General features: G+C 59.8%; 15 protein-coding genes. 10 read left to right on the top strand and 5 right to left on the bottom strand.

Going from position 1 to position 21,919, the window contains the following annotated elements; genetic code table 11:
• Positions 1–608: 608 nt before the first annotated feature.
• From ROTMU0001_RS01125 to ROTMU0001_RS01110, 4 genes are all read left to right on the top strand, one after another.
• On the top strand, positions 609–1,562 hold the full coding sequence (locus tag ROTMU0001_RS01125; RefSeq protein WP_005507657.1) for a hypothetical protein: 954 nt from the start codon (positions 609–611) through the stop codon (positions 1,560–1,562).
• Positions 1,563–1,943: 381 nt separating this feature from the next.
• Positions 1,944–3,593, top strand: a complete 1,650-nt coding sequence (locus ROTMU0001_RS01120; protein WP_005507656.1) for a M48 family metallopeptidase — start codon at positions 1,944–1,946, stop codon at positions 3,591–3,593.
• Between the two features lie 192 nt (positions 3,594–3,785).
• Entirely contained in the window at positions 3,786–4,784 is a 999-nt protein-coding gene (locus tag ROTMU0001_RS01115; RefSeq protein WP_371326370.1) for a bile acid:sodium symporter family protein, read from the top strand.
• Positions 4,785–5,421: 637 nt separating this feature from the next.
• On the top strand, positions 5,422–6,768 hold the full coding sequence (locus ROTMU0001_RS01110; protein ID WP_005507652.1) for a glycosyl hydrolase family 28-related protein: 1,347 nt from the start codon (positions 5,422–5,424) through the stop codon (positions 6,766–6,768).
• A 110-nt stretch (positions 6,769–6,878) separates the two neighbouring features.
• Here the strand turns inward: ROTMU0001_RS01110 and ROTMU0001_RS08930 are convergent, their stop codons facing one another.
• Positions 6,879–7,622, bottom strand: a complete 744-nt coding sequence (locus tag ROTMU0001_RS08930; protein WP_052293942.1) for an S-layer homology domain-containing protein — start codon at positions 7,620–7,622, stop codon at positions 6,879–6,881.
• A gap of 560 nt (positions 7,623–8,182) precedes the next feature.
• On the opposite strand from ROTMU0001_RS08930, the gene ROTMU0001_RS01100 reads away from it, so the two are divergent.
• The 6 genes from ROTMU0001_RS01100 to ROTMU0001_RS01075 all read left to right on the top strand — a co-directional run bounded on the left by ROTMU0001_RS01100 (position 8,183) and on the right by ROTMU0001_RS01075 (position 15,108).
• Entirely contained in the window at positions 8,183–9,511 is a 1,329-nt protein-coding gene (locus tag ROTMU0001_RS01100) for a glycosyl hydrolase family 28-related protein (RefSeq protein WP_005507650.1), read from the top strand.
• A 509-nt stretch (positions 9,512–10,020) separates the two neighbouring features.
• Positions 10,021–10,845, top strand: coding sequence for an S-layer homology domain-containing protein (locus tag ROTMU0001_RS01095; protein ID WP_005507648.1), 825 nt, complete (start codon positions 10,021–10,023; stop codon positions 10,843–10,845).
• Between the two features lie 229 nt (positions 10,846–11,074).
• A complete protein-coding gene (locus tag ROTMU0001_RS01090) occupies positions 11,075–11,875 on the top strand; it encodes an exodeoxyribonuclease III (protein WP_044141798.1) in 801 nt (266 codons plus the stop codon).
• A gap of 336 nt (positions 11,876–12,211) precedes the next feature.
• The gene (locus ROTMU0001_RS01085; protein WP_005507646.1) at positions 12,212–13,174 is read left to right on the top strand and encodes a metal ABC transporter substrate-binding protein; all 963 of its coding nucleotides are present in this window, start codon (positions 12,212–12,214) and stop codon (positions 13,172–13,174) included.
• A gap of 236 nt (positions 13,175–13,410) precedes the next feature.
• Positions 13,411–14,223 carry a metal ABC transporter ATP-binding protein gene (locus ROTMU0001_RS01080; RefSeq protein WP_005507644.1) on the top strand — a complete coding sequence of 271 codons (813 nt, stop codon included), beginning with the start codon at positions 13,411–13,413 and terminating at the stop codon, positions 14,221–14,223.
• Positions 14,224–15,108 carry a metal ABC transporter permease gene (locus ROTMU0001_RS01075; RefSeq protein WP_005507642.1) on the top strand — a complete coding sequence of 295 codons (885 nt, stop codon included), beginning with the start codon at positions 14,224–14,226 and terminating at the stop codon, positions 15,106–15,108.
• A gap of 94 nt (positions 15,109–15,202) precedes the next feature.
• Here the strand turns inward: ROTMU0001_RS01075 and ROTMU0001_RS01070 are convergent, their stop codons facing one another.
• The 4 genes from ROTMU0001_RS01070 to ROTMU0001_RS01055 all read right to left on the bottom strand — a co-directional run bounded on the left by ROTMU0001_RS01070 (position 15,203) and on the right by ROTMU0001_RS01055 (position 21,840).
• Complete coding sequence (locus tag ROTMU0001_RS01070) at positions 15,203–15,934, bottom strand: metal-dependent transcriptional regulator (RefSeq protein ID WP_005504316.1); 732 nt, start codon at positions 15,932–15,934, stop codon at positions 15,203–15,205.
• A 212-nt stretch (positions 15,935–16,146) separates the two neighbouring features.
• On the bottom strand, positions 16,147–16,767 hold the full coding sequence (locus ROTMU0001_RS01065) for a hypothetical protein (protein WP_005507641.1): 621 nt from the start codon (positions 16,765–16,767) through the stop codon (positions 16,147–16,149).
• A gap of 241 nt (positions 16,768–17,008) precedes the next feature.
• The gene (locus tag ROTMU0001_RS01060; RefSeq protein WP_005507638.1) at positions 17,009–18,250 is read right to left on the bottom strand and encodes an MFS transporter; all 1,242 of its coding nucleotides are present in this window, start codon (positions 18,248–18,250) and stop codon (positions 17,009–17,011) included.
• 494 nt (positions 18,251–18,744) lie between these two features.
• Complete coding sequence (locus ROTMU0001_RS01055) at positions 18,745–21,840, bottom strand: DEAD/DEAH box helicase (RefSeq protein ID WP_005507637.1); 3,096 nt, start codon at positions 21,838–21,840, stop codon at positions 18,745–18,747.
• Positions 21,841–21,919: the final 79 nt, after the last annotated feature.

Genomic DNA, 21,919 nt, shown 5'->3' with positions numbered 1-21,919 from the left:
GCGGTTGAATATAGGCAGTCCGCTGCAGTTCCCGTTCCGTACGGGTGCTGCAGCGGACTTGTTTTTGAACATCCATTAGAGTAAATACATATGATTCAACTCACTTTACAATGCAATATTGTGGCAATGTGGCATGTATTGCATGTATGTCATCTGTCACTTAGAAAACAAGAATGAAATTTAGCTAAAAGTGTGGGTTTAGATGCTGCATAAAGTGTAAACTTATTGCTTGCTTGGGAAAGTTGTGCAAGGGGGGGGGGTTGAGTGCATTGATTCGCAACATTCCAACATTGATGGCAGTTAAGGTTGAGGGTGAAAAAAGATTGATAATCCTAGATTAATTCTGTTAGGAATTTTTTATCGATCCAAGTTGTTGCACAATATGAAACAATAAATACAAATTTTTGTGATTCCATATAAAGCGTGTTCATATAACGAGTGTTCATCGAAAAGAACTGAAGCGGACTTATAGCCGCAAAAGAATTCTGAGAGCACACTCTGAACTGTACGTTAAACACATACTGCGATAACTTTTATATCTGTATATTTTATGCAGAAATAAAGTGGATCAATGTGCAAAACTCATTCCAATTGAGAGAGACTTGGTAATGGATATTCACTCGACTAAGAGCCACTCCGAACAAAGTGGAAAGCTGATGGGCCGTCGTACCCTGGTCAAGGGTGCAGCATGGGCAACGCCCGTTGTGGCAGCAACCGCCGTAGTGCCCGCCTACGCCGCATCCAAGAACCCTTGCGAATACGGCACCATCGTATCCGTGCCCTGGGGTGAACGTGCCAACCGTCGCCGCTACAAGGGTACCGTGAATGAAGAATACGAATGGGCAGTAATGCCCACCTCCAACTGCAGCCCCCAGCCGCAGACCTACTTCATCGACAACACCACCCCCGAAAATAAGCTTGCTTACCCCTGGGGTCGTTACGAGGGTGTGAGCGACTTCCCGCCGATTTACCCCCCGAACGGCAAGGACACCCCTGACTACACCTCCAAGGACGGCGTTGGTGGCGTTGGTGGCGGCGTTATCATCAACGTTCGTGTTGAGAACGTTGCAGGTGACGTCTCCTATGCACCGACCCCCACCGGTGCGGACCGTTTCGCATTCGGTGAGTCTGACGCAAACCGCAAGAACAACATGTACTACGCCGAAGGCTACAAGGGCAAGGGCGCAAACCCCCCGGTTGTTCGCCTCAACGACAACTACAAGGGCAGCCGCTCTACCTACATCGCTCACGGTAAGTACAACTACCTGCACTTCCCGGATGGTCCCCGTCCTCCCAAGGAAAACAGCCCCCTGTGGACTTACGCATACGGTAAGCACTACACGACTGCTGAAGGCCGCGACGGCTGGTCCTGGGACATTCAGGTGATGGCTAACATTACCCACCCCAATGCTGGTCAAGACGTTGTGTCGTACATGACCTACCTGCGTAAGCACACCTACGGTGACCCCGCGCATCAGTCGGCAAAGGTCATTCCGGTGCAGTACCGCGTTATTGTGACTTCCCCCTGGGGTACTGTCACTTATCTTTCGGCAGCTGTTTAATATCAGCTTCCATTAGGTCTGAATGGAGTAGTGACCCATTCGACCTACTTCAATCTTGGATTGAGATTTATATATTGTGATGTTTATTTGAGTATAAAGTTGATGGATTTTTAGTGTATTAGGGAGTGGTGTCCCTAATAAGTAGACGCTATTCTTCTGTCAGCTTTTGGAGGGGCCGGTTCCGCACCACGTGTGCGGAACCGGCCCCTCTGCATGCATCAATAGGGAGAAAAGCTAAGCATTGTATCTCTTGGCGGGCTATTGCAGGGAAGATGAGAAGTGGTGAGCGTTCCGTGAGAAAAAGCGCATTCACATTCACTAGTAAGTGCCCAAAAACGATAGAGTGGAATCAGATAACACTCGATACGAAGCGGACGAGACATGACTCAACCCCCTGAAAACCACCAGCAGCCCGGTGGGCAGTTCAACGCCCAGCCCGGCCAGCAGGCATTCCGTGCCCCCGGTGAGCCCCTCCCGCAGGACCTCTCCGCAGGCTGGCTCCCCGAAGATGAGCGCCAGAAGCCGGTTAGCCCCCTGCCCCAGCCGAAGCTCTTCGCCTACCAGTCGATGCTGCCGCCGAAGGTGCTGCACGCGCTGCGTCACCCCTCCGAAATTCCGTGGCTGGTCGCCGCCTACGCCGTCACCGCGGTCGGCTACATTGTGCTGTTCATGGCGCTGGCTGACCTGTTCAGCTCGATGATGCGTTACGTCTTCAGCTCAACCGGTGAAGGCTCGGTTCGAGTACCTTCCGGCAGCACCTCCGCAAGCCTGGAAGACCTGATTTTCCAGACGGTTGGTCTGCTCATCCTGGGCCCGATTGCCATCTTCATTGTTCGTGCAATCTACTACGCGCAGCAGCGTGTTCGCGGTGTGCGCATCACCCCGACCCAGTTCCCTGAGGCGTACCAGATGCTCGCCGAAGCAGCGGAGGCGGCGGGTCTGCGCCGCGTGCCGGATGCGTACGTCGTCCTCGGTAACGGCGTGATGAACGCTTTCGCGGCAGGTCACGGCTTCCGCCGCTACATCTGCCTGTACTCTGACCTGTTCGAGATTGGCGGTAAGTCCCGTGATCCGGAGGCGCTGCGCTTCATCATTGGCCACGAGGTGGGCCACATCGCCGCAGGTCACGTCGGTTATTTCCGTCTGATTTTCACTACGCTGTTCAACCAGATTCCGGTGCTGTCGAGTGCGCTGTCCCGCTCGCAGGAATACACCGCCGACAACTTCGGCTACCGCTTCTGCCCCGAGGGCGCTGAGGGTGCCGTCAAGGTGCTTGCGGCAGGTAAGTACCTGAACAAGCAAGTTAACTTCGATGAGCTTGCCGACCGTGCGGTCACCGACCGCGGTCTTGCCGTCTGGTACGTGAACCTGCTGGCAAGCCACCCGATTCTCACCTGGCGTGCGCACGCGCTGCGTGACCGCACCCAGCCGGGCCGCCTGTTCTGGCGCCCGACTGAGAACCCGGTCAAGGACGCCGCACCGCGCGTTCCTGTCCTGATCCCGGCGGCGGAGCCGGTGCACATGTGGCCCGACCCGATTCAGTCCACCGAGTTCATGCGTGAACATCAGGACGTTTGGGCAGACCACACCCTGGAAACCGTGGACGTGTACTCCAAGCCCGAGAACGCCCCCAAGTTCGATGCGAATTCGACGCTGTTCGCTGGCTGGCTCACCGAGCAGGCTCGTGCCTTCCACGGCCAGCGTTGGGATGCGTACGCTGCCGCCGGTGGCGTGCCGGCACCGGGTGCTCCCGGTGGCCCGCAGATGCCCGCACCGGGTCAGCCTGCACCCAATCAGCCTGCCTACGGTCAGCAGCCCGGCTTCGGTCAGCAGCCCGGCTTCGGTCAGCCTGCCGCAGGCCAGCCTGCCGCAGGCCAGAACGGTGCAACCCAGAACGGTGCAGGCCAGTCCGCCCCTGAGCAGCCCTCTAATGGCCAGCCTGCTCCTGAGCAGTACGGTTACGGCCAGTACGGCAACAACTCCTCTGAGGGTGGCTCGTACGGTTACGGCTTCGACGGTGATAAGAAGTAGCCGCTGAGCCTACTCTGAACGTCTCATCTGAGCCGCACAGCTCAATAACCTTCACGAACCCGCCGGGGTGCTAACGCACTCCGGCGGGTTCGGCTGTTAACCGCCTCCTGCACACTCCTAAGCTCTCCCTGCGTGACCCCCAGGTGAGAAGGTGTGCCCTCCACGGCATCCGCTGCATGCCGCAGGCATAGAATGGACAGCATGCTTTCATCACTTCGCTCCATCAAACTCGACCCGCTGCTGACCATGCTCATTAGCGCGGTCATCCTCGCAATTATTGTGCCGGCGCGTGGCGACTTCGCCGAATGGTTCAGTACCGGAACGAAGTTCGCGGTCGCCCTGCTGTTCTACCTGTACGGCGCTCGCCTCTCCACCGCGGAGGCTATTCGCGGCCTGACCCACTGGCGTCTGCACCTGATGATTCTCAGCTGCACGTTCGTGCTGTTCCCGCTGGTCGGTTTGGCGCTTTCACCGCTGCGTTTTGTGCTCGGTGATGGGCTGTATATGGGCATTCTGTTCTTGACCTTTGTGCCCTCGACCGTGCAGGCGTCGATTGCGTTCACCTCGATTGCGGGCGGTAACGTGGCGGCGGCGATTGTGAGTGCTTCGCTCTCTTCGATTGTGGGTGTGGTGGCGACTCCGCTACTCGCCATGCTGCTGATGAATACGGGCCATATTGAGTTCTCTGGAACGGTCTTCCTGGATATCGCCATTCAGCTGTTTCTGCCGTTCGTGCTTGGCCAGCTGACGCGCCGCTGGGTGGGGGAGTTTGCTAAGAAGCCGACGACTAAGTGGCTGGATAAGTTCTCGGTCATGATGATTGTGTATTCGGCGTTCTCCGCCTCGGTGGTGCAGGGTGTGTGGACGCGCGTGGCGTGGTGGCAGATTGTGCTGCTGGTTGTGCTCATGGCGATTATTGTGGTGTTTATGCTGTGGCTGACTGATCAGCTGGCTAAGCGTCTGGGCTTCAACCGTGCTGACCGTATTACGATTCAGTTCTGCGGTTCGAAGAAGTCGCTGGCGGCTGGCCTGCCGATGGCGATCATTATTTTTGGTGCGGGCTCGCTGGGCCTGATGATGCTGCCGATCATGATTTTCCATCAGGTTCAGTTGATGATTTGTACCTGGCTTGCGGGCCGCTATGCGCGCCTGGATGTGGTGGGTGCCGCCTCCGCGAAGGAAGTTCAGTAGGGGCTTGAACCCTATCTGCCGGGGTTGTTTGCCGGGTGTCTGTTAGAAGTGTCTGCCGGGGTGCTCGTTGGACTCTCTGGTGGGCGCTATACCGGAGCCTCTGAACCTGTGAGATAAGCCTCTGATGAGGGGTTTTAATGGGGGACTTTGGGCCGTATCAATCGGTTTATGAAGTGATATGGCGCGCACTGCCAAAAATTCCCTGACTAGTGCATTTGTGTGCAAAATGTGGTATTTGTACTGGTCAGTTGGGTTTTTGTGGGGTATGTGCACTTCACTGCATAAAAGTGACCGAGGAGACAATCAACACTATCGGGCGTTGAGCGGCGAAAAAGCCCCAAATTTGCCCTAGAATGTTTTGTCGTGGGTTAGACAGATTCGCATCCTGTATGCAAGAATTTATGACTCACATGGGAACGGTTGAGATTCACTCCCTCACACCGCCCACGAGCGTTGATGCAGCGGATTCACTCCCCGCCCGCATCCCACACTGGAAGAGACTCACTCACTCAACCGGAAGGAAGCTCAAAACCACTTATTCACTCAAACACAACTGGATACACTCAGCTTAATGACGCGCTTAGATTTCATCTATGCGCTAATCGCTGTTTGTATCCGCCAAGAAAGAGGACACTCCATGGCTACCATCATGAGCGTGAACGTATGCGATTCCAAGTACAACGCTGACCCCACCGGCGTACGAGATTCCACTAGTGCTATCCAGAAGGCTATCGATGATGTTGCTGCGCAGGGCGGCGGCTCTGTGGAGATTCCCGGCGGTATGTACCGCGTCTCCTACCCCTTCATCGAAATGAAGCACCGCGTCGAGATCTTCGGCCACGGTCAGGCAACCCGAATCGTCGCTTTCACCGACAAGAGCATCCCGTCGTCTAAGAACGGTAGCTACGAATGCACCGGCGTTTTCCACACCGGTAGCTACACCACCCCCATGAGCGGTGGCACCAACCAGAACAAGCCCATGCGTATGGGCGTGCGTGACCTGTTCATCCGCACCAACAAGTACAACCTGCCGCTGGATTCTAAGAGCAACCAGATTTTCCTGGAGAAGCACACCCAGCCCGTCGACAACGTTGCGGGCGTCATCTTCCACACCCGCATTGCGGACGCTAACCCCGGTGAGCCGGACGCAGTGCCCACCCTGTCCAACATCGAAATCTGGGACACCGCCATTGGCGTTGCGATCCTGGGCCTGGACGATCAGGGCATGAAGATTGACAAGATCCGCATCCGCCAGACCCTGCGCCAGGGCCTGCTGGTCGGTAAGCCTGTCGGCCACCCGCTGCGCCGCCGTGAGGGTGACACCCCCGGCGCGGCAGATAACAAGTTCTCCATGATTGACGTCTCTGACGCAAACATGAGCTTCGGCACCTACGCGGGTATCGAGATTTACACTTCTCAGTCCAAGTTTGAGGCGTCCACCAGCTGGTTCAACAAGCGCAACCAGGGTAAGAACGCCCTGTACGAGGTGAAGACCCGCCATGTGGGTGCAGGCTGGTTCATTCAGGGCACCCGCAACATGTTCATTGGCTGCACCGCCCAGGAGAACGCCGGTCACGGCTGGCTCGTGGAGTGGGGCAACAACCAGTTCATTGGTTGCCTGGGTGAGTCTTCCAGCTTCCAGGACGCTGTTACCGGCGGTGCTCGAGGCGACGAGGCGGCGAACTGGTACATTGGCCGTAACGCACGCGGTAGCCGCTTCGTGGCTCCTCGTTCGCACAACCCTTACAGCTGGGCGAAGGCTTCCCTGTACGGTTTCTACATTGAGAACAACATTCGCGATATGCACATTACGACTGCGTCCGCGAAGGATGACCGTATTGGTGATAACAACATGATCGGCCGCCGTGTTCACGTGACCGGTGCGATGGGCGATAACGTGCTCATCGAGGTGGACCACATCCGCCACGCGACTTTCGCGCCGAAGCAGCTGGAGAAGCGCGGCAACGGCGTGTTCATGGGCTAACCCTCGCGGGTTAGGCTCTGCGGGCTGAGGCTCGTGATCACAAAATCTTAAAACGCATACGCTTGAGGGGCGGGGAGTAATCCCCGCCCCTCAAGCGTATGCATCATATTTTATTTGTGGGTTCCGACGACCTGGTACCCGGAAGTATGAAAATCTCGAATCATTGAATATACCGTCCTCTTATCAAGGATGGTGGTGGGTTTAGCGGTCTTGAGATTATCCGGTTCGTTTTCATTAACAGGCACCTTGGGGTACGGAGCGATAGCTACGGTGTACCAGGAAGTTTCTTTCCAGAAAGGTTTTCCGATGGGGGTAATATCTTTAGCTGCGTAGTTGTAATGTTCCCATGTGCGGTACCACAGCTTTTGTGGGCTACCGGCAGCACGGTAGAGGAAAGCGATAACGGTGCTGGTAGTTGCACGATCATCGGGATGGAACTTGCCATCAGACCAACCATTTGTAATTCCCTCACGTGATGCCCAGATAGCAAGAGGGTAGGTGGGCTCATAGGTCTCCACGTCTGCGTATGGGGATACTTCAGGTAGGTTTTTGACTTCAGGGTATCCTGCTAGACGGTATAAAGCAGCGATAACGTCCATTCTGCTGGCAGAACTATTGGGAAGTCCATAATTGTCTGCAAAAATCAAGCCATTACAATATGCCCAGATATCTGCTTCCTGGCCGCGTCCGTATTGCTTATCCAGGAGACAGTCACTAACTGCGCCAGTATAAAATTCACTGGGGTTGCGGTAGGGGTTGTTCCCTTCCGCATGTGCGGGGAGGGGTGCCAGCATCAAGGATGCGGCAATGCCTGCTACCCCCAATGCTTTGAGGGGTCGAGGGAGGGGGGTCATGTTACTCTCCAGAAATCGGTGATGTGAGAACGACATGTTGAGTGAATCAGCTAAATACTAGCACCACATCAAGGAATCTGAACCCCGCTGTATGTAGGCAATGTGTCACCTGTATCTTTGCTTATTGAAACGGCTGTCCGTCCCAGAAAAGCTACATTCGGCAACGGAAATATCTAAAGAAGTTACCCAGCAATCTTTGGAACTAAAAACTTAAACGCTTGAGGGGCGGGGAGTAATCCCCGCCCCTCAGTTGTTTAACCCGCCCACAAAACAGCCGAAAAACCTTAGAAAAACAGGGCAGGGGAGCAGGCATCACAGTGCCCGGTCGTCGCCTCCACACGCCCAATGCGGTACCCTTGAGCAGGAGGCAGGTCTGCCGGTGCACAGACCCGCACACGCCAAAACACCCGCAGAAATGCGCCCAACACACCGCACCACACAAACTCAACACTGCACCCACGCAGCACCGTATTCACCGCATACTGCCGTATTCACTCAATTCACTCACCACGCCGCCTTCAGCACCGAACGCGGTACCCATCGAAAGAATTGAGCCACTCATGCCCGATACGCCCATGAGCATCAACGCCATCAACTACGGCGCAGACCCCACCGGTGCCAAAGACTCCACCGCAGCCATCCAGCGCGCCGTTGACGCTGTCGCCGCACGCGGCGGCGGATCCGTAGAACTACCCCGCGGCATCTACCGCGTCTCCTACCCCTTCATCGATATCAAGCACCGTGTCGAAATCTTCGGCTACGGCTCCTCAACCGTCGTCATCGCGCACTCCGACCGCGCCATCCCCACCACCGCCAACGGCCACACCGAATACACCGGCGTGTTCCACGTCGGCAGCTACACCACCCCCGTCTACGGCAACTACAACGCCAACAAGCCCATGCGTATGGGCGTACGCAACCTGCACATCCGCACTAACGCCGCCAACACCCCCATCAGCAGCTACCCGCTCGATGCGCACACCACCCCGCTGAACAACGTTGCCGGCGTCATCTTCCACACCCACCTGACCGGCGACATGCTCAACGAACCGGACATCGTGCCCGTTATCGCCGGCGTGGAAGTCTGGGACACCGCCATCGGCGTTGCCGTGCTCGGCCTGGATGACCAGGGCATGAAAATTGACGACGTGACCATCCGCCGCACCCTCAACCAGGGCCTGCTGCTCGGCAAACCCGCCGGCCACCCCCGCCGCCCCAACGAAGGCCAGAACTCCGGCGCGGCAGACAACAAGCTGCGCGGTATCGACGTTGCCGAGGCGAATCTCAGCGGCGGCTCCTACGCCGGTATTGAGGTGTACGCGGCGCAGGCTAAGTTCGAGAACTGCTCCAGCAACAGCAACCACCGCACCAGCAACAAGAACGCCCTCTACGAGCCCGCCACCCGCCACGCTGGCGCAGGCTGGATCGTGCAGGGTGAACGCAACATGTTCATCGGCTGCACCGCACGCTCCAACGCGGGCCACGGCTGGCTCGTTGAGTGGGCGCACAACGTCTTCATCGGATGCGAAGCGGAAGGCTCCAGCTGGGCTGGCACCGTCAGCGGTGCCGCCGGTGCCGACGAGGCCGCTAACTGGTACATCAGCCGCAACGCGCGCGGTACCCGCATAGTCGCGCCTGTCTCCTATAATCCGCCGGAGAAGCCCGCCTCCCTGTACGGCTTCTACATTGAGAACAAGATTTACGACCTGCGCATCACCGAAGGTACCGCCAAGGATGATCGCATCGGCGATGGTAATATGCTCGGCCGCCGCGTGTACATCACCGGCGAGATTGGCGCGAATGTGGTTATTGAAATTGAGGAGTTGCGCCACTCCACCTCGCCCGCCGGTCAGCTCACCAAGGAAGCCTACAACGTGATGCGCGGTTAGTAGAGACTGACGGCAACTGACGGCAGCTAGTAGACACGCCCGAACCGGTCCAGGACTTTCCTGTGAATCGTGAGGGAGGCGCGTGTGCCCTAGTGGGCGCGTTATACCGCTATATATCAGCTAAAAATCAAAGCAGCTGTGAATGGAATACATACCATTCGCAGCTGCTTTGTCGTTTAGAACAATGTTTAATTTTTACTTGATAAAAGTCTCAATTAAATATTGAATAAAATATTAATATGTACTTTAAACTTTCTATGGCGGTGTAAAACAGTCCATTCACTGTGCACCGCCATAGCCGTGCGACAGCATGCGGAACACGCACATCATTGGTACACACCAAAACCGCGTATCGCCGCACGTCAGCCCCTATTCATTGCCGCTTCTCACTATTCCTCAACGCACTCCTTTCCCCTTTTCTTATTCGCTCCATTTGGCGACCCTGCAGTCGACCCAAAAATCGGTTCCTTCCGGCCGGTTCCCAACCACAATTACATAAGGACAAATCCATGCTTCCGGTTATCTCCCGAGCACTCACACCCGCTCCCCGCGCACGCCGCACTTTCGCCCTCACCCTCGCACTCGCCCTCGGTGCCGTACCCGTCACCTCCGCGGTGAGCGCACAACCTGCCGCCCACGCTGCAGAAGCCCACGCCGCAAAACCCGTCGCGAATCTGCAGCTCGTCATCAAGGCAGAGCAGCCCAAGGACGACCCCAGCTACGCCGAATGCGTCGCCAACTTCCTCGGCACCATGAGCGCCACCCCCGGCGTGTGGGCGGTCTGCCACGGCTACCTCGACAGCGAAGAATACACCGTCACCCGCCGCCATAGCGGCGCAAGCGTCACCCGCGGCCAGCTGGTGCGCATGCTCTACCGTATGGCAGGATCCCCGACCGTCAAGGACCTCCCGAAAACCTCGCCCTACAAGGACGTGCCCACCACCGACCCGGACTACCCCGCCTACATCTGGGCGGCGGATGCGGGCATCACCTCCGGCTGGGATGACGGGCTCTTCCACCCGGACGAGTACGCCACCCGCCACACCCTCGCCGCGTTCCTGTATCGTGCCGCGGGTAGCCCCGACGGTGCCGCACGCTTGCGCCAGATCCGCCGCCCGCTACGTGCCGAAGTCAAGAAGGCTGAACGGTTCAAGACCGAAAACCGCTGGGTAGCCCGCACGCTCGGCACCTACCCCGAAGTCGACCGCGACGGTGACGGCGCGGCAGACGTGGTGGACCCCGCCAGCCCCCTGTACTTCTCCGACGCCCTGTACATGCTCAAGGCGTACGGCGATAAGGGCCTGAAGGTTGTGGGCACTCCCGCCGTTGACTAGGAGGCCGTTGACTAGGAGTAATACCGACTAGATTCAGTGCTCTAACTAGATTCAGCGCTGACTAGCGCATATATTCACCGCCCGCCGGTGCGACCCGAAGGTTGCGCAGGCGGGCGGTGCTCTGTTCCGGGTGCTGTGCTGTTCTGGCAGGTTGCGAGCGCCCGTGCCGCCGCGCAATCGCTTCCGTGCAATGAAAGGTGCATGCTCTGCACCCGCTAAGCTAGAAGGCATGAAGATTGCCACCTGGAACATCAACTCAATCCGCGCTCGTGAGAACCGCGTCGAAGACTGGCTCGACGAACACGACGTTGACGTGCTCGCCCTGCAAGAAACCAAAACCAAGGACGAAACCTTCCCCTTCGACCTCTTCGAATTCATGGGCTACGAGGTTGCGCACTTTGGCCTGAATCAGTGGAATGGCGTGGCAATCGCCTCCCGAGTTGGCCTCGAAGACGTGCAGCGCGGCTTTGATAACCAGCCGCACTTCGGTAAGACCGGCGAGCCCGAGGTGCTGGAGGCGCGCGCGATCGGTGCGACCTGCGGCGGCGTGCGCGTCTGGAGCCTCTATGTGCCCAACGGCCGCGGCCTGACCGACCCGCACATGGACTACAAGCTCCGCTGGATGGAGGCGCTGCGCCAGAATGTGCACAACGAACTGGCGGATAACCCGCAGTCGCAGCTCGCCCTGGTTGGTGACTGGAATGTCGCCCCCGAAGACGCCGACGTGTGGGATATTGACTACTTCCTGCGCAACGAAATGACTCACGTTTCCGCACCCGAACGCCGCGCCTTCGCCGCCCTACTCGAAGAGGGCATGGTGGATGTAGTACGCCCGCACACTCCGGGCGAGTACACCTACTGGGACTACCAGGCGGGCCGCTTCACCAAGGATGAGGGCATGCGCATTGACTTCCAACTGTTCTCGCCCGCGCTCGCCGCGCGCGTGGAACGCGCCTGGATCGATAAGGTGGAACGCGCCGGTGAAGGCGCAAGCGACCACACGCCGGTCGTGGTTGAGATTGCCGACTAATCCGAGCGTATAGCTTGCCGTAGAACCGCGTGTAGTAAGGAGGCGGGGGAGGGGTCCCTCGCCTCCTTGCTGTATCTGCTGGTGCTTCTGTGTGCCTGTCTCTGGGCGGCTGTTCCTATGCCTGCCCCTGGGTTTCTGCCAATATTTCGGGGTTTTCTGTGTGGCTTAGTTGAAAAGTTCGGCTAGCCGAACTATTGTTAAATTCCGCCCGGGACGACAGGCAAAAGCGCATTATGATGCCTGCGCAGACACAACCGTGTCCCTAGCGTCCCGGCGCGGCAAATCCCATACATCAACCACATACTCAAACCCGTGACTTCCAATGAAGGATGCCTCATGAACGCTTTCACCCCCGCAGGCAGCAACGCACGCCGCCTCGTCCAGGCGCTCTGCGCCGCCCTCGCACTCACCCTGCTACTCGTGCTCACCGGCTGCGGTAGCACCTCCAGCACCACCGAAGGCGCTAAGAGCAGCAGCGGTAAGAAGACCGTGCTCACCACCTTCACCGTGCTCGCAGACATCGCCCGCAACGTGGCAGGCGACGACCTGAACGTCGAATCCCTCACCAAGCCCGGCGCAGAGATCCACGAGTACGAGCCCACTCCCTCCGACCTGAAGAAGGCGCACGCCGCTGACCTGGTGCTCGACAACGGCCTGAACCTCGAATCCTGGTTCGCGAAGTTCGTTGAAGAATCCCACGCTAAGCACGTGACCGTCTCCGAGGGGGTCACGCCCATCTCCATTACCGAGGACGCCTACGCGGGCAAGCCCAACCCCCACGCCTGGATGAGCCCCAGCAACGTGCAAAAGTACGTGGACGTGATGATTCGCGAATTTAGCGCCCTCGACCCGGCCCACGCCGCCGACTACAAGACCCGCGGCGAAGCCTACAAGAAGCAGCTACAGGGCGTGCGTGACGAGCTCGTCAAGGAAATCTCCACCCTGCCCGAGAACCAGCGCGCACTCGTCACCTGCGAAGGCGCCTTCTCCTACCTGGCGGCAGACGCGGGCCTGAAGGAAAAGTACATTTGGGCGGTCAACTCCGAACAGCAGGCGACCCCCTCGCAGATTTCCTCCGCGATCGATTACGTGCGCGAGAACCAGGTGCCCGCTGTGTTCTGCGAATCCACCGTCTCTGACAACCCGATGCGCCAGGTCGCAGACGCCACCGGCGCACGATTCGGCGGCGTGCTCTACGTGGACTCGCTCTCCGAAGCGAACGGCCCCGTGCCCACCTACCTGGACATGATCCGCTACGACGCACGCACCATCGTTGCGGGCCTCAAGGGCAACTCCTAAACCCGGCATAAACCCCGAATAAACCCGGTAGAAACCCGGGCCAAACCCGGCATCGAAAACCCCGGGTAAACCCTAAACCCCCGATAGGATAGGAGGGGCGGTCGCCTTCATGGCTCCACTCCTCCCAGCCGTTAACACCCGCCCACACGGCACCTACTCAGCAATACCCACTCAGCAACACGCAAGCAAGTACACCCGCCCCACGCATACGGTGACCACCAGAAAGAACACAAGGAATGAGCACTCTTCTCAGCTGCGAAAATGTGCACGTGAACTACGGGCCAGTCCGTGCCCTCACCGGCGCATCCTTCACCCTGGACACCGGGCGTATCTGCGGCCTGATTGGCATGAACGGCTCCGGCAAATCCACCCTCTTCAAAGCCATCATGGGGGTCGTGCCCATGCACGCCGGAAGCATCACCCTCGACGGGCAGCCCGTCGGCGGTAACCGTGGCAGCCGCGGCAAGAACGCGCACCACCACCGCGCCGGACTCGTCAGCTACGTGCCGCAGAGCGAAGAAATCGACTGGACCTTCCCCATCTCCGTGCGTGAGGTCGTCAGCATGGGACGCTACCGCAACCTCGGCATCACCCGCCGCCTGCGTGCCGCAGACCGTGCTGCCGTGGATGAGGCGCTCGCCCGCGTGGAACTGACCGACCTTGCCGACCGTCAGATTGGGGCGCTCTCGGGCGGTCAGCGTAAGCGCGCCTTCGTGGCACGCGCTATCGCCCAGGGCGCCCAGCTGCTGTTGCTGGATGAGCCTTTCGCCGGCGTGGACAAGCGCAGCGAGGCGATGCTCATTCAGGTCATCGAACAGCTGCGTGACGAGGGCGCGACCGTGCTGGTTTCCACGCACGACTTGGCGAGCCTGCGCCAGTTTGCCGACGAGGCGCTACTGCTGCGCGGCACAATTCTGATGCACGACACCCCCGAGAAGGTGCTCGCCCCCGAGAACCTGGTGCGTGCCTTCGGCATGGAGGTGGACGCCGGCGCGCCGGTCGCTGCTACCGGCACTACTGCAAACAGCTCTGCGGAAGGGAAGAACTAAATGGACATCCTCAACTTTCTGGTGGAGCCGCTGACCCTGCCCTTCATGCTCCGCGCGTTCGTGGTCACCGTCATAGCCGCCGCCGTCTGCGCCCTGCTCTCCTGCTGGCTCGTGCTGCTCGGTTGGTCGCTCATGGGTGACGCAATCTCGCATGCGGTGCTACCCGGCGTGGTGCTCGCCTACATTTTCGGTGCGCCCTTCGCAGTGGGCGCGGTCATTGCCGCACTCCTGGCTGTGGCGCTCATCGGCGGGGTGCGGCGTAGCGGCCGCGTGCGCGAAGACGCCGCGATCGGCATCGTGTTCACGACCATGTTCGCGTTCGGTCTGGTGCTGATTTCGGTCACGCCGTCGAATACCGACCTGAACCATATTCTCTTCGGTAACGTGCTGGGCGTGTCCTGGTCGGACGTCTGGCAGGTCGCTATCCTCGCGGTGGTGGTTGCCGCCGTGCTGCTGGTCAAGCGCCGCGACTTCGTACTGTACGCCTTCGACCCGGGCTTCGCGCAGGCGGTGGGGCTGCGTCCGCGTCTGCTCGGCGCGCTGCTACTCATTATGCTGGCGCTAACCTCCGTGGTGGCGCTGCAAATCGTGGGCGTGGTGCTGGTCGTGGCGATGCTCGTCATCCCCGGCTCCACCGCGCGCCTCATCACGGACCGGTTTGTGCCGATGCTCGCGGTGAGCGTGGGAGTCTCCCTGGCCGGCACGCTGACCGGCCTGTACGCCAGCTACCACGCGGATGTATCTCCCGGCGGTGCCGTGGTCGTCACGCAGGGCATACTGTTCGCCCTGGCGTACGTGTTCGCCCCGCGCTACGGTCTGCTGGGCAGGATGCGTGCCCGCCGACTCAGCACTGCTGCAACGAAAACTGAGCCCTCAGCTTCCTAAAACTAACTCAATACAGCGCTAGGCGGAGGCCCTTTACGGGACCTCCGCCTAGCGCTATTTTCTGAAATTCTAGGGTGCCTCTACCGCCCTGCGCCTAGCGCACCGTGCGGGACACGAACAGGGAGGCGGTCGCCTCCGCACCCAACGGAATAATGGTGCCGCCGGGCTTCACCGCGCCAGCCGCGTCCGTCTCGTGCAGGTTGCCGGAACCGGCACCGACCACGCTCACGTTCACCGCCTCCGAGAAGGGCGCACCCTCCTCAATGTGTAGGCGCACGCCGGGCACAAAACCGTGGCCCTGCAGGTAACGCAGCAGGCGCGGGTCATCATCGTTAATGCGTTCGAGCACGACTGTTTCGCCGGGTTCGCACTGGCTCAGCGGCACGGTCTGCGGAAAACTAATATGCCCCGAAGAATCCGGAATCGGGTCGCCGTGCGGGTCGCGGGTCGGGTGCCCCAGCAGGGTGTCGATGCGGTCCACCATGAAGTCGGATACCGCGTGCTCCAGAACCTCCGCCTCGTCGTGCACACGGTCCCAGGTGTAGCCGAGCGTCTCCACGAGGAACGTCTCAATGAGGCGGTGGCGGCGGATCATTGCCAGCGCGTAGGAGCGGCCGGTTTCAGTAAGCTCAATAGCGCCGTAGGGCTGATGCTCGATCAGGTCGGCGGCGGCGAGGCGCTTGAGGCCGTCAGATACCGAAGAAATGCGCAGGCCCATGCGTTCTGCCAGGGCGGATGCGGTGGCAGGGGTTTTGGTCCATTCTTCGAGGCTCCAGATTTCCTTGAGATAGTTCTGGGTGCTGACGGAAAGTTCTGAAAGAGGCATAAAGATAAGTCTACCTTTTCTCTGGTTTTGCCCGTCGAGCTACAGGGTATTCAGCGCGGGCTTAAAGAGCGTCCCGCCCGGACGGTTCACCCCTGGCAGGGGGTGACCATCACGGGCGGGATCAGGTGTTCGGTTCCGCGCTGGCAGGTACGAGAGGCTGGTAGGCACTATAGGCGGGCAAGCGCGAAAGAATGAGGGATGCGCGGCGGCGGTTAGGTGGCACGGCGGCGCGAACGGTCAATACGGGTCAGCAGTTCGATGAGCGCACCGCGTGCCGCCTGCTCCTCGTGCCAGAGGGAGCGGACGAGGGTGCGGCTGACTGCCTGGGTGGTGATGCCGAGCGCGGTTGCGGCGGCCTTCTGCTGGCCGCGTACGCCGGGTACGAGCAGGTTTACTACGCGCCATTCGGCGTCGGTGCGGTCGGCGCATACGCGGTAGAGCAGGCGTGCGGAGCCTGCGGCGAGGTCGGCGAGGTGGCGGTTGTCGGCGCTGACGCTGATGCAGCGTACGGGTGCGCCTCCTTGTGCTTCTTCGACGGCGAGGCGTGAGAATTCGAGGGCGTCGCCGGTGCAGTCGGTGGTGCTGACGGCGCCGAGTGCGCCTGCGAATCGGGGGATGTTGAGCTCGCCGATTCCGATGCCGACCCAGAAGCCGTTATCGCGCGCGGCAATGAGCGCCGCGTGGAGTGCGTCGCTGGCGCGGTCGAAGGCGCCCTGAATTTCATCAGGGTATGTCTGGGCGAAGGCAACACGCGGGTTGAGCTTTGCGAGTTCGTCCGACAGTGCAGTGAGTGAGTGCTGTGCGGAACGTTGAATAAAGGTTAGAACGAACACCTTCCTATTATGCCGTAAAACCTTCAACAAGCGGCGTAAGGTTCGCCGTAATACCGGCAACATTTAAACCCCTAAAAATGCGCATTGATAAGGGGAATTATCGTGAGAATGCACTGTGTGCAGAAATCCTCGAAAGGACGTAGAACACCCCCGAAAGGAAAATAATTTTCATGCAAGTGCACGTTGAATTATTCGCTTTCGGGGGCGTTGAGTGGAGTTGATAGACGGGGCTACCGCGGAACTACTGTGCGTTCGTTACCTGCGAGATATGCGGCAGCTGACGCAGCGGCTTCTGGAATACCATCACCACCAGCGACAGGAAAATGAACACCGCGTAGAACAGCGCCGTGTACGTAATACCCCAATCAACAATGAGGAAGCCTGCCAGCAGAACAGCCAGCGGGGTCAGTGCCATGTTCGGGATGCCCTGCACCGAATGCACGCGACCGATCATGTGCTCCGGGGTGGATGCGTTAATGTACGCAATGATGCTCGAATTGAAGGAGGGGAGCACAATACCCGCCAGCACAATCAGCAGGCACACCGTCCACAGCATCGAATGAACCACCGGCAGCAACAGGTAGCAGGCCGACATGATGGCCAGGGAGGTGATACCGAGCGGGCCGAGCGCAAACTTCTCGGTCAGCGGGCCGACCAGGAACGAACCGAGCAGCACGCCCACGCCGAAGGCGCTCGCAAAGATGCCGATGAAGAGCGGGTGTGCGCCCTCCAAGGTGTAGTAGTAGATGAAGGTGAGCGGAATGCCGACCGTTCCAAAGTTTGCAAGCGTTGAAACGAACGCGATGGACACCAGTACCTTGTTCTTCAGGATGTACTCGAAACCGGCTTTTGAGTCCTGCCAGAAGCTGGTTTTCTCGCCTTCCTCCTCTTCTGCGGGCTGCTGACTAGCGCCGTAGCTCTTGGGAGCGACGATGAACGCCAGCAGGTTAACGACCGCGTGAACGGCGGTCATGAGCACGGTCGAGAAGCCGATAATGATGCCGGCGACCGGGCCGCCCAGCAGGTTAGCGGTGGACTCGCGCGTCTCGCCCATACCGGAGGCGTAGCCCAGGTGTTCCTTGGGAACTACGCGGGTGATGATGGACTGCTCGCTCGGGTAGTCGAAGGTGGAAATGATGGCGGCTAGAGAAATCGTGATCACCAAAACGTAAATGTTGGTGACGTTGAAAACGAGGTAGAGAAGAATCGCTATCCAGGACAGTGACTGGCCGATACAGGACAGTGCCAGGCATTTTGAGGGGCCGATTCTGTCGACCCATGTTCCAGATACTGCTCCGGCGCAGGTGGCGAGAACACCCGCGACGAAGAGGGTGATACTCGCAGCTTCGGGGGAGCCGGTCAGCGCCAAAATAATGATGGGCGTGGTGATATAGCTCATCGAGTCTGAGAGCTGGTTGGCTCCAATGGCGAAGAGAGTATTTCGAAAATCTCTATTCTTGAGTAGCTCGGTGTTGACACTCATGGGGGACCTCCACGATGGGGTTTATGGTGTCGCGCGGCGTGCAATCCGTCGTGCGTAGTTCGTTGTGCGCAATTCGTAGCACGCAATCGTATGAGTGAATACCCCGACAGCCGGCTGTGCCTGCCTGTATTCGCTTGTTTTCGCTTGTTTTTGCCTGTGCCCGCCGGTCATGACGGGCCCGCCGGTTATCACGGGGTGGTTGAGGATGCACGGGGCGGCTCATCGGGAGCCACTCCCCGCACAAGAAGTGTGTCGCGCGATACTTTAGATTCTATAAGAGATGTGAATCATATACATGAACGCTAGTTGAAAAACTTTCCTCATTTTGAGTATTGACATTAGGGTTAGTTTGACTATAATTCATTTTTGGTGCTTCCACCCAACTAAACCTCAGCTGAACCTCAGCTAAACCCGATTCCGGGCACACCAAAGACGCCTGCAACGCAGCGGGCGGGGGAGTGTAGAAGAGCACAGAATAAGGGCTGCACTAGGTGCTACTCCACCAGGCCCGCGAAGCCCGACAGAGCCAGCACCTCCTCAACATCCTGCGGCACCGAACGCGCCACCCACGGCGAATGCACCAACACCGCCTGCCACTGACCGCGCGACACCGCCACATTCAAACGATTCGGCGACAGCACAAACCCGGCACCGCGCCCAGAATCAACCCGCGACGACGCCAACGACACCAACACCACCGCAGCCTCCTGACCCTGGAACTTATCCACCGTGCCCACACGCACACCAGCACCCGAAGAATCCGCCAAACCAGCAGCAATCAGCGCCTCACGCACACAATCAACCTGCGCGTTATACGCCGCCACCACAATGCAATCCTCCGCCGCCAACGGGCGCGGCTCAGCACCAGCCGCCGGAACCCACTCACGACCCAACAACTCGCGCACGCAATCCACCACCGCCTGCGCCTCCTGCACAGAACGCACCGAACAACCCGCATGCTCCACCGGATACGACACCACACCCGGTGCAACACCCTGCAAGGCGCGACCAGCCGTCGCCGCCGCGCTCGCCAACGCGCCGTCATACGACAGCCACGAAACCCGCTCGCACAACGCCGAATCCATGCGCCACGACTCGCCCAAGAAATAGCCAAAACGAGGGTCCAGCGCCGCCGCCCCATCAGACAACCAGCCCAGCGCCGAAACATCCACCGGGTACGGGTGCACACCCGTCGACACCTGCGGCAACTGCTGTGGATCACCCAACAGCAGCACCGAACGTGCCGCACGAGCCGCCGCCACCGTATTCGTCAGAGAGAACTGGCCCGCCTCATCAACCACCAGAACATCCAGCGACCCGGCAGGCACGCGACGCTCACTCACGTAATCCCACACCGTGCCGCCAAAGAGTAGACCGCCCTCACCGGAAATCAGCTCCACCAGCTCAGAATCAGACACCTCAGACCACGGGGCGTCCGGAGTCACTGACTTACCGCGCAGACGCACCGCACGCGAAACATCAAAACCATCACGGGCACAGCACGCCAACATGAGATTCTCAATCACCGCATGCGACTGAGCCACCACGCCCACTTTCGCGCCCTCAGCCACCAGGCGCGCAATCACGTGCGAGGCGAGGAAGGTCTTACCCGCACCCGGAGGGCCCTGAACCGCCACATAGGAATGGTCGAGAGCGCGAACCGCCGCGTGCACGGCATCCACTGCGGGCAGGTTAGAGGCGGAAAAATCAACCTCAAGAGGTAGATTTTCTACATTTTTGGTGTTCGAGGTGCTCCTCTTCATGCGCGGCGCGCGGCGGAACAGCAAATCCGCGGAGGCACTCTCCACCCCCGTCAGCGAAGCTGCTGCATCGAGCACGCTCGGCAGGGCGCGGGACGAGGAGGGAGCCTCGGAGGGCTCGGAATCTTCATCGGATACGGGGTCATTAAGCACGGAGTCGTTGGGCATGAGCGCGCCGCCGAAGAGCAACCCGTGCACATCAGACTGCAGAGCCGCCTCAATCGTCGCCGTAGACACCGGATCGCCAGGACCAATACCCGAAGGCAGGGCACCGTGCGGCTCATCCTTCACGCGGATGCGCTCCTGCAGAAGCACCTCCAAGAACTCGCCAGCCGACTCGCCGGACTCTGCGGCAGCCTCTTCGGGGTCCGCAGAACCCTCAGATCCGGCTCTGAAACCGCCCTGCGCCACCGCCAGCACACGCAAGCCAAAGAAACCCGTCGCCGCCAACTCGGCGGGCACACGCTCACCCGGATTCGACGCACGGAAATAATTCACCTGCGACTCCATACGGTCCAGCGCAATCTGCGGGCTCAACCCCGCTTCATACGCACAAAAAACCGCACGGTCAGAGGGCGCAATCACCAGGCTCGGGTCAGCATCAATTCGCGCACGCAACAGACGCACCTGCGCGCCGCGCACACGATACCAGCCGGGGGCGTCCTCAACCTCGGCGGGCTCCTTCATGGCGGCGGCAAGCGCCTCCAGGTCTGCGGGGGTGTTCAGAAGAGCATGCGCATGCTCCACCGAAAGCACCTGCACTCGATCAAGGTACGCGTAATCGCGGCTCGCTACCCACGCCGTCGGGCCGTCCTCCAGGCGGCGAATGTGCTCACGCCAGAACGGGGCACGCTCGCGGCGGTGATAGTTCGTCATGGACAGTAGCATCGCCGCCTCAAGTTCACCGGCACCCCAGCCGTGCTCTGCCGCGTGCTCCTCCAGGGACGCGAGCTGGGCATCTAGCAGGCACTGCAGGCGGTACTGTTCGCTGTCGTTCTCCACCGCGGCGGGCACCCGGTACATGACCGGGTGCTCCTCAGTTTCCGGATTCTCGGCGGTATCTTCGGCAGTGTCTTCGGTGACGAGCTCCGGGGCATCGGTCGCGAGGGCAAGAGATGCCGCCGCGTTCAGGCACGCCGGGCACTCGTCGCAGGTCAGAAAATAGGGGATGCGCTCGGCAAGTTTCGCCGGTTCTACACCCTCGTTCAGCGCCTCGGTGAGCAGCAGGAGGCGCTGCTCCTGCAGGCGAACCAGCGGCAGAATACGCGCCGAATCAACTCGGTGAGGTTGAGGAACGGGGGAGTGGTGCTCAGAGGGTTCCGATTCGGACCCCGCGCAGTACTCATTTGCGCCGTGCTCCAGATGAAGGTCGAGGCGCCTCACATTCTCGGCATTCTCGGTGCTCGCGGTTGCACTAGCGGTCAGCAGGTGAGCCGCCAGGGCACCGCGCAATAGCGCCCGATGCGCCGCCTCACTCAGATGCGGGGTGCAGACGATTCGGGCGGTATTGCTCTCGGCGGTGCTGTCCGCAACCGGGCAGTCGAGGCGGTCGAGCTCCACCGTGTAGGTCAGCCCCGCCGCGGAGGTCGCCACCAGGGGCACCGGGCGCGCCGTACCACCCGCATGCTCACCGCTGACTACTCCACTGCCGACCATGCCACCTTCGGTCAGCACTCGCAGGCACTCGCGGTACGCTTCGCGGGCGCGCTCGGACTTCTCGGGGGCTGGGCGTGCAGACTGCTTCTGCGCACGCTCTCGAAGCTCGGTGTAGAGCCGCAACTCGCAGGCGGAGGTGGCGGTCAAATCAGCGAGGGTGAAGGTGAGGTTCATGGCGACTTTTCTGCTGGAGGAGAGAGAAACAAGGCGGGTGTGAAACCCTGCCGGGTGAGCGGGCGCGAGCCCCGGTGGA

The sequence above is a fragment of the Rothia mucilaginosa ATCC 25296 genome, from assembly GCF_000175615.1.
GTDB classification, from domain to species: Bacteria; Actinomycetota; Actinomycetes; order Actinomycetales; family Micrococcaceae; genus Rothia; species Rothia mucilaginosa.
This window is presented reverse-complemented; position numbering and strand designations above follow the sequence as displayed.

Bases quoted from the DNA above. Each gene is read 5' to 3' on its own strand.
- ROTMU0001_RS01070 (WP_005504316.1), bottom strand. From the start codon at position 15,934: ATGCCTCTTTCAGAACTTTCCGTCAGCACCCAGAACTATCTCAAGGAA.
- ROTMU0001_RS01120 (WP_005507656.1), top strand. From the start codon at position 1,944: ATGACTCAACCCCCTGAAAACCACCAGCAGCCCGGTGGGCAGTTCAAC.
- ROTMU0001_RS01055 (WP_005507637.1), bottom strand. From the start codon at position 21,840: ATGAACCTCACCTTCACCCTCGCTGATTTGACCGCCACCTCCGCCTGC.
- ROTMU0001_RS01085 (WP_005507646.1), top strand. From the start codon at position 12,212: ATGAACGCTTTCACCCCCGCAGGCAGCAACGCACGCCGCCTCGTCCAG.
- ROTMU0001_RS01110 (WP_005507652.1), top strand. From the start codon at position 5,422: ATGGCTACCATCATGAGCGTGAACGTATGCGATTCCAAGTACAACGCT.
- ROTMU0001_RS01115 (WP_371326370.1), top strand. From the start codon at position 3,786: ATGGACAGCATGCTTTCATCACTTCGCTCCATCAAACTCGACCCGCTG.
- ROTMU0001_RS01075 (WP_005507642.1), top strand. From the start codon at position 14,224: ATGGACATCCTCAACTTTCTGGTGGAGCCGCTGACCCTGCCCTTCATG.
- ROTMU0001_RS01125 (WP_005507657.1), top strand. From the start codon at position 609: ATGGATATTCACTCGACTAAGAGCCACTCCGAACAAAGTGGAAAGCTG.
- ROTMU0001_RS01080 (WP_005507644.1), top strand. From the start codon at position 13,411: ATGAGCACTCTTCTCAGCTGCGAAAATGTGCACGTGAACTACGGGCCA.
- ROTMU0001_RS08930 (WP_052293942.1), bottom strand. From the start codon at position 7,622: ATGACCCCCCTCCCTCGACCCCTCAAAGCATTGGGGGTAGCAGGCATT.
- ROTMU0001_RS01090 (WP_044141798.1), top strand. From the start codon at position 11,075: ATGAAGATTGCCACCTGGAACATCAACTCAATCCGCGCTCGTGAGAAC.
- ROTMU0001_RS01095 (WP_005507648.1), top strand. From the start codon at position 10,021: ATGCTTCCGGTTATCTCCCGAGCACTCACACCCGCTCCCCGCGCACGC.
- ROTMU0001_RS01100 (WP_005507650.1), top strand. From the start codon at position 8,183: ATGCCCGATACGCCCATGAGCATCAACGCCATCAACTACGGCGCAGAC.
- ROTMU0001_RS01060 (WP_005507638.1), bottom strand. From the start codon at position 18,250: ATGAGTGTCAACACCGAGCTACTCAAGAATAGAGATTTTCGAAATACT.